12 protein-coding genes are annotated in these 13,723 nt (G+C 61.8%); 5 read left to right on the top strand and 7 right to left on the bottom strand.

The window, feature by feature from the left end; all coding sequences use genetic code 11:
* The first annotated feature begins 109 nt into the window (after window positions 1-109).
* A complete protein-coding gene (locus tag QM716_RS24630) occupies window positions 110-1,441 on the top strand; it encodes an ABC transporter substrate-binding protein (RefSeq protein ID WP_283306766.1) in 1,332 nt (443 codons plus the stop codon).
* A gap of 71 nt (window positions 1,442-1,512) precedes the next feature.
* Here QM716_RS24630 and QM716_RS24625 read toward each other — a convergent pair whose 3' ends face one another.
* Genes QM716_RS24625 through QM716_RS24610 form a run of 4 tightly spaced genes read right to left on the bottom strand, consistent with a single transcriptional unit; the run spans window position 1,513 to window position 5,603 of the window.
* A complete protein-coding gene (locus QM716_RS24625) occupies window positions 1,513-2,319 on the bottom strand; it encodes an ABC transporter ATP-binding protein (protein ID WP_283306764.1) in 807 nt (268 codons plus the stop codon).
* Window positions 2,316-3,344, bottom strand: coding sequence for an ABC transporter ATP-binding protein (locus QM716_RS24620; protein WP_230813273.1), 1,029 nt, complete (start codon window positions 3,342-3,344; stop codon window positions 2,316-2,318). The genes QM716_RS24625 and QM716_RS24620 overlap by 4 nt, the downstream gene beginning before the upstream one ends.
* Window positions 3,337-4,326, bottom strand: coding sequence for a branched-chain amino acid ABC transporter permease (locus QM716_RS24615; RefSeq protein ID WP_283306880.1), 990 nt, complete (start codon window positions 4,324-4,326; stop codon window positions 3,337-3,339). Before QM716_RS24615 ends, QM716_RS24620 begins: the two co-directional genes overlap by 8 nt.
* Before the next feature lie 5 nt (window positions 4,327-4,331).
* Complete coding sequence (locus QM716_RS24610; RefSeq protein ID WP_283306879.1) at window positions 4,332-5,603, bottom strand: branched-chain amino acid ABC transporter permease; 1,272 nt, start codon at window positions 5,601-5,603, stop codon at window positions 4,332-4,334.
* 330 nt (window positions 5,604-5,933) lie between these two features.
* Here QM716_RS24610 and polA point away from each other — a divergent pair, with 330 nt between their 5' ends.
* The gene (gene polA, locus QM716_RS24605; protein ID WP_283306763.1) at window positions 5,934-8,681 is read left to right on the top strand and encodes a DNA polymerase I; all 2,748 of its coding nucleotides are present in this window, start codon (window positions 5,934-5,936) and stop codon (window positions 8,679-8,681) included.
* 91 nt (window positions 8,682-8,772) lie between these two features.
* On the opposite strand, the gene trxA is transcribed toward polA, so the two are convergent.
* Window positions 8,773-9,144, bottom strand: a complete 372-nt coding sequence (trxA, locus tag QM716_RS24600) for a thioredoxin (RefSeq protein WP_214890358.1) — start codon at window positions 9,142-9,144, stop codon at window positions 8,773-8,775.
* A 74-nt stretch (window positions 9,145-9,218) separates the two neighbouring features.
* Entirely contained in the window at window positions 9,219-10,214 is a 996-nt protein-coding gene (locus tag QM716_RS24595; protein WP_283306762.1) for a helix-turn-helix domain-containing protein, read from the bottom strand.
* Window positions 10,215-10,427: 213 nt separating this feature from the next.
* Here QM716_RS24595 and QM716_RS24590 point away from each other — a divergent pair, with 213 nt between their 5' ends.
* Window positions 10,428-11,357 carry a DMT family transporter gene (locus tag QM716_RS24590; RefSeq protein ID WP_283306761.1) on the top strand — a complete coding sequence of 310 codons (930 nt, stop codon included), beginning with the start codon at window positions 10,428-10,430 and terminating at the stop codon, window positions 11,355-11,357.
* On the opposite strand, the gene QM716_RS24585 is transcribed toward QM716_RS24590, so the two are convergent.
* Window positions 11,302-11,877 (bottom strand): 2'-5' RNA ligase family protein, encoded by a 576-nt coding sequence (locus QM716_RS24585; protein WP_283306760.1) that lies wholly within the window; start codon window positions 11,875-11,877, stop codon window positions 11,302-11,304. The two genes, QM716_RS24590 and QM716_RS24585, sit on opposite strands and share 56 nt — an antisense overlap.
* On the opposite strand from QM716_RS24585, the gene QM716_RS24580 reads away from it, so the two are divergent.
* Window positions 11,843-12,940, top strand: a complete 1,098-nt coding sequence (locus QM716_RS24580; RefSeq protein ID WP_283306759.1) for an isocitrate/isopropylmalate dehydrogenase family protein — start codon at window positions 11,843-11,845, stop codon at window positions 12,938-12,940. The genes QM716_RS24585 and QM716_RS24580 overlap by 35 nt on opposite strands.
* A 194-nt stretch (window positions 12,941-13,134) precedes the next feature.
* The coding region (locus tag QM716_RS24575; RefSeq protein ID WP_283306757.1) for a transporter substrate-binding domain-containing protein at window positions 13,135-13,723 on the top strand (589 nt) is incomplete at its 3' end.

Here is a 13,723-nt window from a genome sequence, read left to right as displayed (position 1 = left end):
CACAGGGCTTTCTTGAAGGATCGCGAAACCGTTCCAAGGTCTAGCGTCTGATCCCACAGCGAGCGCCAGTTCGGGTGGCGCGAGCACCGGCTGATCTTAGGAGCGTGGGATGGCTAGACGAACACTTGTGCGTACTGCTGCAGTTCTCGGCGCGGCATCACTGGCACTTGCAGGCTGTAGCTCGGACAAGTCGGATGACTCGTCTTCGAGTGGCTCTACGTCCGGCGCTTCCGCCGCGACGACATCCGTCACGACCGATTGCACCCCGGAGCAGGCCAAGGCCGGCGCCACCCCGTCCACGGAAGCGCTGCGCATCGGCACGCTTCTTCCTGACACCGGCAGCTTGTCGTTCCTCGGGCCGCCGATGGTTGCAGGTACCCAGCTGGGCGTCAACGATGTCAATGCCGCTGGAGGCGTTCTCGGCCAACCCGTACAACTGATTCCTGGCGACTCGGGTGACACCACGACGGACACCGCCAACTCCACCGTCGACCGCGAATTGGCGGCAGGCACTCAGGTGATCGTCGGCGCCGCGTCGTCGTCGGTCTCGCTCAAGGTGATCGACAAGATCGCCAGCGCGGGCGTCGTCATGTTCTCTCCTGCCAACACGTCGGACCAGTTCGTCTGCTATCCCGACAAGGGCATGTACTTCCGCACCGCTCCGACGGACGTACTGCAGGCTCAGGCCGTCGCACAGCTCATTTCGGACGATGGTGGTCAGCGTGTAGCCATCATGGCCCTCAACGACCCGTACGGGACGGGTCTGGCCGACAACATCGAAAAGAATCTGGTCGATTCGGGTGTCCCCTCAGATCAGATCGAGAAGATCATCTACGACCCGAACGCGCAGTCGTTCAACTCCGAAGTCGATCAGGTCAAGAACTTCAATCCGGATGCTGTTGCACTGGTGGGCTTCGAGGAGTCGGCGAAGATCATCACGCGAATGCACGAGGTGGGCATCGGCCCGTCGGACGGAATGGCGATGTACGGCGTCGACGGCAACATGGGAAATGCGCTCGGCGAATCCGTGGCGAAGCCGTTGCTCGACACGATGCAGGGAACGACGCCGCTGACGGATGTCGGAGCTGCCTTCCAAGATCGTTTGAAGGCAGTCAACCCCTCGCTGATCGACTTCAACTACGCCGGAGAGTCGTACGACGCGGTGGTGATCTCAGCACTTGCTGCCGAGCAGGCGAAGTCGACGGCGGGCACGGACATCGCGGCGAACATCAACAGCGTCACCGAAGGTGGCACCAAGTGCACGTCCTACGTGGAGTGCCTGCCGTTGGTGAAGGCGGGAACCGACATCGACTACGACGGCATCACCGGTGAGTTGGACTTCAACGATTCGGGCGAGCCGTCCATCGGTTCGTACGGAAAGCTCAAGTTCGGCCCTGAGAACACGCTGACCACAGAAGGATTCGTGGTCGTGGGCAAGTAAGTCGTGGGCAAGTAAGCAGCCAATGAGAAAGGGCCAGGGGCACGAGTCCCTGGCCCTTTCTCACGTCGTGCCTACTTCTCTTTGCTGCCGGCGAGCGTTCCCAGATACAGCTCGATCACCTTGGGGTCGTTCATCAGATTGGCGCCGGTATCGGTGTACGCGTTCTTGCCCTGATCGAGCACGTAGCCGCGGTCGCAGATCTGAAGGCAGCGGCGCGCGTTCTGCTCGACCATGATGACCGAGACACCCGCAGCATTGATCTTCTTGCAACGGATGAACACCTCGTCCTGGAACATCGGGGACAGGCCCGCGGAAGGTTCGTCGAGGAGCAGGACCGACGGATCCATCATCAAGGCCCGGCCCATCGCGACCATCTGACGTTCGCCGCCCGAGAGTGCGCCGGCTTTCACCTTTCGTCGTTCACTCAAGAGTGGAAACAAGTCGCTCACGAAGGCAAATCGCTCTGCGAATGCCTTGGGACGGAGATAAATTCCCATCTCGAGGTTTTCTTCGATAGTCAGAGTCTGAAAGACGTTCTGTGTCTGAGGGACGTACCCGACTCCCTTCTGCACGAGGACGTGAGCGGGCGCGGACGTGATGTCGTCCTCGCGGAGAGTGACCGATCCTTCGCGAACCGGTATCAAACCGAAGAGTGACTTCAGGAGTGTCGACTTGCCTGCGCCGTTCGGTCCGATGATTCCGACGATTTCTCCTTCCTTCAGGAAGAAGTTGCACTCACGCAGGATGTTGACGCCGGGAATATAGCCGGCGACGAGGCTGTCGGCGCGAAGCAGGGCACCTGCCGACAGTCGCTGATGCTCTTCGGCTGTCGCGGCGAACTCTGCAGGCGTGAGTGAACGTGCTTGGTTCTCGCTCATGGCTTCTCGTGCCTTCCGCGCGGTTCCTCGGGACTCGATTCCAGCGTCGCGGCGAGATCGGCCGGAAGGTTGTCGATGTCGGGTTCCGAGAGGTCGCCGCCCGCCTCGAGGGTTTCGACCTCGGCTTCTGCCAGGGCGGCGGCCAGAACGGCCGTCTCGCCCACCGGATTTCCGTTGTCGTCGAACTCGAGGGCCTGGTCGTGGTGGCTGCCCAGATATGCGTCGACGACAGCTGTGTTGGACGAGAGTTCGTCCGGAGTGGACTCGGCGATGACGCTGCCCTGCGCCATGACCACCACCCAGTCGCTGATGTCTCGGATCACGTCCATGTCGTGCTCGACGAAGACGACCGTCATTCCGTCGTCGCGCAGTGATTTGATGTGTCCGAGCAGACTTTGCGTCAGAGCGGGATTGACGCCTGCCATGGGTTCGTCGAGCATGACCACCGAGGGCGAGGTCATGAGTGCGCGAGCCATTTCGAGCAGTTTGCGCTGTCCGCCGGAGAGGGAACCGGCCAGGTCGTCGGCTTTCGTGTCGAGTTTGAAACGCGCGAGGAGTTCGTTGGCGCGCTCGGTGATCTCGCGTTCCTGGCCCTTCCAGATCCACGGGACAAGCGAGGCGAAGATGCGTTCACCTCGTTGACCGGTGGCGCCCAGGCGTACGTTGTCCAGCACCGTGAGTTTGGACAGCGCCTTGGTCAACTGGAACGTCCGTACCACTCCCTTCCTGGCTACCTGGTGGGGATACATGCGACCCAGCGATTGACCGTCCATCGACCACGTACCGGTGTCCGGCCGGTCGAAACCGGTGAGGAGGTTGAAGAGGGTGGTTTTCCCGGCGCCGTTGGGGCCGATCAGACCCGTGATGCACCCGCGTTGAATCTCGAGGTGGTCGACATCGACGGCTTTGAGGCCGCCGAACGTGCGCGAGACGTTGTCCGCGATCAGTACCGGGTCGGGTTTTGCCGATCCCGGAAGATGAGGAACGTCGGCAAAGATCTGTGCTCTGGTATCGGCGTCAAGCATTGAGTTGCACCTCCCGCTTGTTACCCAGTATTCCCTGCGGCCTGAAGACCATCAGAAGAGCGATCATCAATCCGAGCAGGACGTACCTGGTGGCTCCGACCTGTTGTTCGGTCAGTGAGAGCAGCGGATTTTCGCCGGAGATCGCCTGACGCAACAGAGCGTCTGGAATGGCGAGGAGGAACCAGAACAACATTGCGCCCACTACCGGGCCGAAAACCGTTGCCGCCCCGCCCAGAATCAGTGCGCCGAATGCAAAGAACGTCTGCGCGGTCGAGTAGAAGTCCGGGTTGATGGACTTGGTCTGGAGGGCGTTGAAAACACCGGCCAGACCACCGATCACACCGCCGAGAACCAGAGCCTGCATCTTGTACACGAAGACGTTCTTGCCCAACGATCGTGCTGCATCCTCGTCTTCACGAACCGCCTTGAGGACGCGCCCCCACGGGCTGTGCGTCAACAGGTAGACAAATCCGCACAAGATCAGGACCAGGGTCCAGCCGACAACCATCGACCAGAGGTCGTCTCCGTAGAACTTCACTCCGAGAAACGAGTACTGCTTGGCCGAGTCGAATGGGCTCAGTGCGGTGAACGGATCTGCGAAACCGAACAGGCCGTTGGTGGAACCGGTCACCGAATCCGACGCGGTCGAGCGGAAGATCAGACGCAAGATCTCCGAAGCCGCGATGGTGACGATGGCGAGATAGTCGGCGCGCAGACGCAGCGTCGGGATACCGAGCACGAGCGCGAGGAGGCCGGCTGCGGCAAGTCCGACGAGGATGCCGAGCCACAACGGCTGGTCGTAGGTCACCGTCATGATGCCGACGCCGTAGCCGCCGAGAAGGGCAAAACCGATCTGACCGAAGTTGAGCAGTCCGGCGTAGCCGAAGTGCAGGTTCAGCCCGATGGCCAGCAGTGCGTAGAAGATTGCCGACGGCCCGATCAACTGGGCGAAGGAAACCTGGAAAGCTCCCATGATGTCCATATTCGTCACCCGATCCTTTGTCTGGATCCGAGGATGCCCTGGGGGCGAACCACGAGGATCACGATCAAGACGAGAAGTCCGCCGATGTATTTGAGGTCGGGATTGATGATGAGCGTCGAGAGTTGGACCAGAAGTCCGACGATGACGCAGCCGAGTAGCGCCCCGTACGCCGTTCCCAGACCACCGAGGGTGATTCCGGCGAACATCAGCAGCAACAGTTTGAAGCCCATCTCCCACTGGACGCGTCCGCCGAGCTCGGAAATACCGAACAGCACACCGCCGAGTGCGGCCAATCCGCCGCCGAGGCCCCAGACGAACATGATCACGCGCTCGACGTTGATTCCCGACGACGCGGCGAGGTCGCGATTGTCGGAGACGGCGCGCATCGCTTTTCCGATGCGAGTCCTCTGGAGAAGAAGTGCGACGCCGACCAGGACGACCAGACTCACGATCATGACTACGGCGTTCGCGTCGGTCAACGCGATGGGGCCCCAGTTCTTCTCGACCTGCCCCTGATAGTCGTCGAAGGGTTCTGCTCGATCGGAGAAGAAGATGAGGATCAGGTAGCGCAGCGAAATCGCGAGACCGATGGAGACCACCAGTTGTGCGATCAACCCGGTCTTGCGTTTACGCAGGGGCTTCCAGACGATTCCGTTGGTCAACAGTCCGATCCCGATACCGACGAAGATCGCGAGAACGGTGGCGGGAATCAGCGGAATGCCGAACGAGGTGTTGATCACCCAGGCGGCGACGGCACCGAGGGTGACCATCTCGCCGTGCGCGAAGTTCGTCAGGCCGGTCGTGCCGTAGATCAAACTCAGACCCACACCGGCGATCGCGATCACGAGACCGAACCGCAGACCGTCGACCGTCGTGCGGATCAGCTTCTCGCCGAAGCTGACATTCGAGGCGGTGCGAACCTCGCCGAACGAGAAGATCACGGTGTTCGCGCGGCCGGCCACCACCTCGCGTTCGACAGCGGCTTGCACACTCACTCCGTCGGGGAGGGTGTCCGCAACGATCTCGAATGTGTAGGTGCCCGGTGCCACCGCCAATTCCCAACGGCCGTTCGATGCCGACTCGCCGGTGGCGACTTCGGTGCCGGAGGAATCGAGCGCGCGCACCGTGACACCGGCGAGACGTGTTCCGCCGTTATTGAGGTTGCCACTGACCGGAACGGCGTTTGCCGGGACTACCGGGGCGCTCGACGAGGTGGGCGGAGCAGGGGAGCTGGTTGGTTCCTGAGCGGATGACGTGGCTGCGAGGCTGAGCGTCATGAAAAACGTGAGTAGTGCGAAGGCCAGTATTCGGCTCAATGTCGAGAGCGTGTGCCGTTTCACTACCGGTTGTGCCACGTACGTCCTCCGAGTGGGTCGGGACAAGCGTGTTGGTCAGGTTAGGGGCCTTAAACGGATAAATCTCCGGTAACGCGATTTCCGGACTCTAGCGGCTCTGTTCGCGTGTCGGTGTGTTCTGAGATTTCCACCGCGTTTCGGTTGCGTATCAAAGCCCCCCGGGCGGCGTCCGTCGTTCGGAATTCGTAGCGCTTGCTGGGTAAACAACGGCGAAGGCGTCGATGTCGGTCGCGATCCCTAGACTGATGAACCGTGAGCCCCGCAACCACAACTCGGTCCAGCACGTCCACCGCTTCAGCCGGCACCACCGGCAAGGCGGACGATCGCCCTCTTCTGATGCTTCTCGACGGGCATTCGTTGGCGTTTCGCGCCTTCTACGCGCTGCCTGCAGAGAACTTCAAGACACACAGTGGGCAGGCCACCAATGCGGTGTACGGCTTCACGTCGATGTTGATCAATCTTCTTCGCGACGAACAGCCGACCCACTTGGCTGCGGCCTTCGACGTGTCGCGTCAGACGTTTCGCGCCGACCTGTTCCCTGAATACAAGGCGCAGCGTGCGAAGGCTCCGGACGAATTCAAGGGCCAGATCGACATCACCAAGGACGTTCTCGGCGCGCTGGGAATCCCGGTCATGGCCGAGGAAGGTTTCGAAGCCGACGACGTGATTGCCACGTTGACCACGCAGGCGGAGGCCCTCGGATACCGAGTTCTCGTCGTGACCGGCGACCGCGACTCGCTGCAGTTGGTGACCGACAACGTCACTGTGCTCTACCCGAAGAAGGGCGTCTCGGAGCTCACCCGATTCACGCCGACGGCCGTCGAGGAGAAGTACAGCCTCACTCCGTCGCAGTACCCGGATTTTGCTGCCTTGCGCGGCGACCCGAGTGACAACCTCCCCGGTATCCCTGGCGTCGGCGAGAAGACCGCGACCAAGTGGATCCGTGAGTACGGCGACCTGCAGGGACTGGTCGACAACGTGGACAAGGTCCGTGGCAAGGTGGGCGACTCACTACGCGAGAACCTCGCAAACGTCCTGCTCAATCGCCAGCTGACCGAAATGGTTCGCGACGTTCCTTTGCCGTACACGCCCGAGCAATTGGTGTTGGCTCCGTGGGACCGCGAGAAGATTCATGCGTTGTTCGACGATCTCGAGTTCAAGGTTCTCCGCGATCGACTGTTCGCGACCCTGTCGTCGTCCGAACCCGAAGCCGAAGAGGGCTTCGAGGTCAGCGGCGACGCACTCGCCCCGGGTACGGTTGCCGCGTGGCTCGACGCTCACGCGCGAACCGGTGAGCGTCACGGCGTGACGGTGCTCGGAACCAGAACTCCGTTTGCCGGTGACGTCAGTGCACTCGCGATCGCGGCCTCCGACGGCGAATGCGCATACATCGCGGCGTCGACGGCAACGCCGGAAGATGAAGCGGCTCTCGGTGATTGGCTTGCCGACACATCGCAGCCGAAGGCGCTGCACGAAGCCAAGTGGGCGATCCACGCTCTGCGTGGGCGTGGTTGGACGCTCGGCGGACTGACCAGCGACACCGCTCTGGCCGCTTACCTCGTCCGGCCAGGCCAGCGCACCTTCAATCTCGATGATCTGTCGCTCCGCTACCTCAAGCGTGAACTGCGTGCCGAAACATCCGGCCAGGAACAGCTTTCACTTCTCGACGACACCGAACAGCTTGATGCCGAAGCGGCCGATACCGCGATGCTCAGCGCTCAGGCCGTTCTCGATTTGGCAGCTGCGTTGGACACCGAGTTGGAGTCGATCGAGTCCAAGTCGCTCCTCTCCGACATGGAACTGCCGTTGACGATCGAGCTCGCGCAGATCGAGGCCACCGGCATCGCCGTCGACAGCGCGCATCTGCACGATCTTCAGAGCCGTTTCGCGTCCCAGGTCGCCGACGCCGCAAACTCCGCGTACGAGGTGATCGACAAGCAGATCAACCTGGGTTCGCCGAAGCAGTTGCAGGTGGTCTTGTTCGAAGAACTCGACATGCCCAAGACCAAGAAGACGAAAACGGGCTACACCACCGACGCCGAGGCGTTGCAGGGTCTGTTCGAAAAGACGGGACATCCGTTCCTCGAACACCTTCTCGCGCACCGTGATGCGACGCGTATGAAGGTGACCGTCGACGGTCTTCTCAAGGCCGTGGCCGAAGACGGTCGTATCCACACGACGTTCAACCAGACGGTTGCCGCGACCGGACGTCTGTCGTCGACCGATCCGAACTTGCAGAACATCCCGGTCCGCAACGATGCGGGGCGCGAGATTCGCGACGGCTTTGTGGTCGGACAGGGGTTCGACATTCTGCTCACTGCCGATTACAGCCAGATCGAAATGCGCATCATGGCGCACGTGTCAGGCGACGCGGGACTGATCGAGGCATTCAACACCGGTGAGGATCTGCACAGCTTTGTCGGCTCGCGCGCATTCGGTGTACCGATCGAGGAGGTAACTCCTGAACTGCGTCGCCGGGTCAAAGCGATGTCCTACGGTCTGGCTTACGGACTGAGCGCTTACGGGTTGGCGTCGCAGCTGAAGATTTCGACCGAAGAAGCGAAGCAGCAGATGGATGCGTACTTCGCTCGTTTCGGCGGTGTGCGGGATTACCTCCACGCAGTAGTCGAGCAAGCGCGTAAGGACGGTTACACCTCGACGCTCTACGGCCGTCGTCGTTATCTGCCCGATCTCAACAGTGACAACCGTCAGCGTCGTGAGGTGGCCGAACGTGCTGCCTTGAACGCGCCGATCCAGGGCACCGCGGCCGACATCATCAAGGTCGCGATGATCAACGTGCAGAAGGCTCTCGCCGACGCCGGATTGAAGTCGCGCATGCTGTTGCAGGTTCACGACGAATTGGTGCTCGAAGTGGTTGCCTCCGAGTTGGAGGAGGTCACCGCGCTGGTCAAGGACAAGATGGCCACAGCCATCGAGTTGTCGGTACCGCTGGATGTTTCGGTGGGAACGGGTCGAAGCTGGGACAGCGCGGCTCACTGAGTCGGCAACGAAAAAGGCTTGCTAGGAAAAAGGCTTGCTAGGAAAAAGGCTGGGCCGGAATCGCATTCGATTCCGGCCCAGCCTTCGTTCGTTATTCAGCAGAGGCGGTCTGCTCTGCGATCTGCTTGCGGACCTCGTCCATGTCGAGTGCCTTGACCTGAGTTACCAACTCTTCGAGCTGAGCGGCGGGAAGTGCGCCGGCCTGATTGAACACGAGAACGCCTTCGCGGAAGGCCATGATCGTGGGGATGGAGCGGATGTTGGCGGCCGCTGCGATTCCCTGCTCGGCTTCGGTGTCCACCTTCGCGTGAACGACGTCGCTGTGCTTCTCGGAGGAGGCTTCGAACGTCGGCGCGAACTGGCGGCACGGGCCGCACCAGGAAGCCCAGAAGTCCACGAGGACGACGTCGCTGCCGTTGATCGTTTCGTCGAAGTTCTGCTGGGTGAGTGTCTGGGTGGCCACAGGGGTCCTTTCCATTGTGCGGGCTGTTGGTGTGTGCAACGCCCCGGAACCGCTGATTCTTCCCTGAGTGGATTTCAGCTTGCGCTCTCGGTCGCCCGAAACGTCCGGCGGTAGGCCTGGGGCGTGGTGCAACGCAGGCGAATGAAGTGCTGGCGAAGCACGGCGCCGCCGCCGAATCCGACGCGTTCTGCGATGACGTCGACGGAGAGGTCCGAATTCTCGAGTAGTTGCTGGGCGGCCAGTACTCGCTGATCGCTGAGCCAACGTGCGGGGGTCGTCCCTGTTTCCGCTTGGAAACGGCGCGCAAAGGTGCGAGAGGACATGTTCGCGCGCGCTGCAACCATGCCGACAGTGAGGTCGAGGGCGAGGTTCTCCGTCATCCAGTCGAGAAGTGGGGCAAGAGTTGCGCTCGGCGTCGAGGTGAGGGGAGTGGCGACGTACTGGGCCTGCCCGCCGTCACGATGCGGCGGTACCACCATCCTTCTCGCGATGCCGTTGGCCACGCGAGAGCCCTGTTCCTTGCGGACGATGTGCAGGCACAGGTCGATTCCCGCAGCGGTACCGGCGCTGGTGAACACCGGATCTTCGTCCACGTACAGCACGTCCGGATCGACCTTGGCTTCCGGATACATCTGGGCAAGCCTTTCGGCGTGCCGCCAATGCGTCGTGCATCGCTTCCCGTCCAGCAGCCCCGCCGCCCCGAGGACAAACGCTCCGGTGCACAGACTAGCCACCTTGGCGCCCCGGGCCACGGCCTCACGGAGCTTGACCAGCAGGGGATCGACGCTCGAGTCGGGACTTGGCGAGCACATGTACGCGTCGCCTGCGTCGTAGGTGCCGCCGGCGGAGACGACGATGAGATCGGCGTCGTCGAGAGAGTCGAGGTTGTACGGAACATCGATGTTGTAGCCGAAGCGCGTTCGGATCGGGCCCGGAACTGCGGCGATCAGAGAGAAGTCGTACGTCGGGAGGCCGTCGTCGGATCGGTCGAAGCCGAATACTTCACATGCCACGCCGAGTTCGAACGCCTCGGTCATCGGCATCAGCGGGACCACCACTTTCGCGAGCATCTTCCGAGTGTGACAGAAAAACGAAAAAGTGGCAGAAAATCGACCAAGTCTGGCTTTTCTGCCACTATTGAAGGGCGCGGCCTTGCGTCAGGCTGGACACATGGCAATCATCGTCATCAGTCTCCTGGTCCTCCTGGTCCTGAACGTACTAGCTCTTGCCGGCCGTACACCCGACACCCGTCACGACGTCAGTCCTCATGGCGACTTCACTCTGTGAGGGTGAGTCTGGTTTTTCAATACACCGCAGCTGCGGTGGTGTGGGGAGCCAGTTTCCTCTTCATGAAGGTCGGGCTCGAGGGTTTGTCCTTCACACAGGTAGTTCTGTGGCGCTTGGTCTTCGGCGCTCTCGCGCTTGTTCTCGTGTCAGCGGTGAGTCGGATCGGCATACCGAGGGACTTTCGCGTCTGGAAACACATGGCGTTTCTCGCAGCGACGCAATGCATCGTGCCGTGGTTGCTGTTCAGTTGGGCCGAGCAGAGCATGTCCTCAGGGCTGGCGAGTATCTACAACGCCACCACGCCATTGATGACTATGGCTGTCTCCCTTGCCTTTCTACCGGGTGAGACGCTGACGCGATACAAATCGCTGGGGTTGCTGCTCGGGTTCGCCGGTGTGCTGACCGTATTGGCGCCGTGGAATCTCGGGGTCGGCGGAAGCTTCAGTGCTCAGATGGCCTGCCTGGGAGCGACTGCGTCGTACGGGATTTCGTTTGTCTACCTCAGACGCTTCGTGCTTCCGCTCGGGATCGACACCCGTACGGTCGCGCTTTTGCAGATCAGTATCGGTGCACTCGTGATGGTTCTTGCCTCTCCGGTCATCGCCAATACGCCGATGTACCTGACGCCGGCAGTTGCGCTGTCGATGATCGCGCTGGGCGCGCTGGGGACCGGGCTCGCGTTCATCTGGAACACCAACGTCGTTCAAGGGTGGGGGCCGACTGCAGCGTCGACTGTCACTTACCTCAGTCCAGTGGTGGGCGTTGCGCTCGGGGCAATAGTGTTGGACGAGAAGATCGGCTGGAATCAACCGGTTGGGGCACTCGCGGTGATCGCGGGAATCTTGGTGACTCGACGAGCAACCCGGACTGTCACAGCGGCGGCGTCAGTAACCATTCCGTCTTCTGTTCGCCGTCCCAGCGCCTGATCGCGCCGCTGCGCCCGTGAATCACGTCGGTGCCGACCAGATCGATGGCCTCACCCAGACGTGCAGGCTCGACGCGTCGGGCGAGCGTCACATGCGGCGTCCACCCGCCAGGCTCGACGTGGGCGGGAAGCGCAGTCGAGCCGACTGTTGCTTCGGCTACTTCTTGGTGCAGGTGAAGGAGCGCGCGCGAAGGAATGACCGAGCGGGCCAAGACCATCTGCTTGCCGCCGAACACGACGTAGCCACCCAGCCGGACTTCGAAGTCCGGGGCCGAGAAGCGTCGCTTCAACAGTTCGTCGATCTCCGCGGGGATCTCGCGGGCGACGAACAGCGTGATGTGCGGGCGGTTGGACGGGCTGTGATGGGAGGCCTGACTTGGCAATCCGGCGTCGGCGAGAAGCTGCCATTGCGCGCGGACTGCCGACTCACTCACCGGATCGAGGAGCAATTCCACCGACTGGACCATGGTGAGCAATGATTGCCTGATGACAGGTGCGAGCGCAATCGGTACGCCGGCCATGCGGCTGGGACTCATGCACGGCGACGGAATCGGCCACGAAATCGTCCCGGCGACACGGCAGATCGTGGATGCGGCGTTGTCAGCGGTTCATGCGCCGCCCGTCGAGTGGGTCGAGCTTCCGCTCGGGAGCACGGCCATCGACAGTCACGACACACCGATTCCCGACGAGACCATCGATGCGTTGGGGCAACTGCAGGGTTGGATTCTCGGACCACACGACAGTGCGTCCTACCCGGAGAGGTTTCGCGGACAACTCACGCCCGGCGGCGTCATCCGGAAGAAGTTCGAGTTGTTCGCGAACATCCGACCGGCAGCAGCGTTCCCCGGCGTCAAGGCGATGGTCCCCGACATGGATCTGGTGATCGTCCGCGAGAACACCGAAGGGTTGTACGCGGACCGGAACATGGCAGTCGGCAGCGGCGAATTCATGCCGACGCCCGACATTGCCTTGGCAGTCGGTGTGTTCACACGCGCCGCGTGTGAACGGATCGCACGCACTGCCTTCGCATTGGCGTCGCGTCGGCGCAATCACGTCACGATCGTCCACAAAGCCAACGTCCTCACGCTGACCACCGGGCTCTTCCGCGACGCCTGCCGAACCGTCGCCGCAGAGTTCCCACACGTAGTCGTCGACGACGAGCACGTCGACGCGATGGCGGCGCACCTCGTTCGACGCGGCGGCGACTTCGACGTCGTAGTGACCGAAAACATGTTCGGCGACATATTGTCCGATTTGGCGGGCGAGCTGTCCGGTTCACTCGGAACTGCCCCGTCTGTCAATGCTTCCGAGAAGCAGGTCATGGCTCAGGCCGCGCACGGTGCAGCACCTGACATCGCCGGGAAGAATCGGGCGAACCCAACGGCACTCTTCCTCTCGAGCGCGATGATGCTCGACTGGCTCGGAGACGCGCGGAGCGATCGGTTGTTGTCTGCGGCGGCAGGACGGATTTCGGACGCCGTTCGCACGACCATCGCGTCGGGCATCGCCACCGCCGACCTCGGCGGTTTGGCATCGACCAGCGAGTTTTCCGAAGTCGTGTACGCGCACACTCTGCGTCGCTGATTCTTGTACGACAGGCCGGAATCTTGCGAAGTCGGCGACGATGGAACTCCTGCCGTAACCTACCGTTCGACTGAATTTCGGATGGACGTTGCAAGTGCGGCGATCGACGAGTGGAGAGCAGAGTCGTGGTCGGTGAAAACGCACGGGCACCAAGGCCACGTGGCGTGGGTAGTGGCTGGGGTACTGGCGGGGGAATGCGTGCCAACCTGGTGCGAGTCTTGTTGGTGGGCTTGATCGCCGCCTTGTGCGGCGGGTGCGTCACCAACAACGAGGGACTCGTTCCCGAAGGACCTCCACTCGATGTCCAGAAGGTGCCGGAAATCGCTGCTCTCCTGCCGCCCAAGGTGACGGAGTCGGGCAAGCTGCAGGTCGGGGTGAACATTCCTTACGCCCCAAACGAATTCAAAGATGAGAATGGCAATATTGTCGGCTTCGACGTCGACGTCATGAACGCAGTGGCGACCGTGCTCGGTGTCGAAGCTGTCTTCAACCAGGCAGACTTCGACAAGATCATCCCCGCTATCCAGTCGGGAAGCTACGACCTCGGCATGTCTTCGTTCACCGACTCCAAGGAGCGGGAGAAGACGGTCGACTTCGTCACGTACTACAGCGCGGGTATCCAGTGGGCGCAGCGTCCGGACAACCCTGTCGACCCCAACAACGCCTGCGGATTGCGGGTGGCGGTGCAGACCACGACCACCGAGGACATCGACGAAGTACCCGCCAAGAGCGAGGCATGCGTTGCTGCAGGCAAGCCGCCCATCGACAAGATCAAGTACGACA

The sequence above is a fragment of the Rhodococcus sp. IEGM 1409 genome, from assembly GCF_030056735.1.
Taxonomy (GTDB): Bacteria; Actinomycetota; Actinomycetes; order Mycobacteriales; family Mycobacteriaceae; genus Rhodococcus_F.
This window is presented reverse-complemented; position numbering and strand designations above follow the sequence as displayed.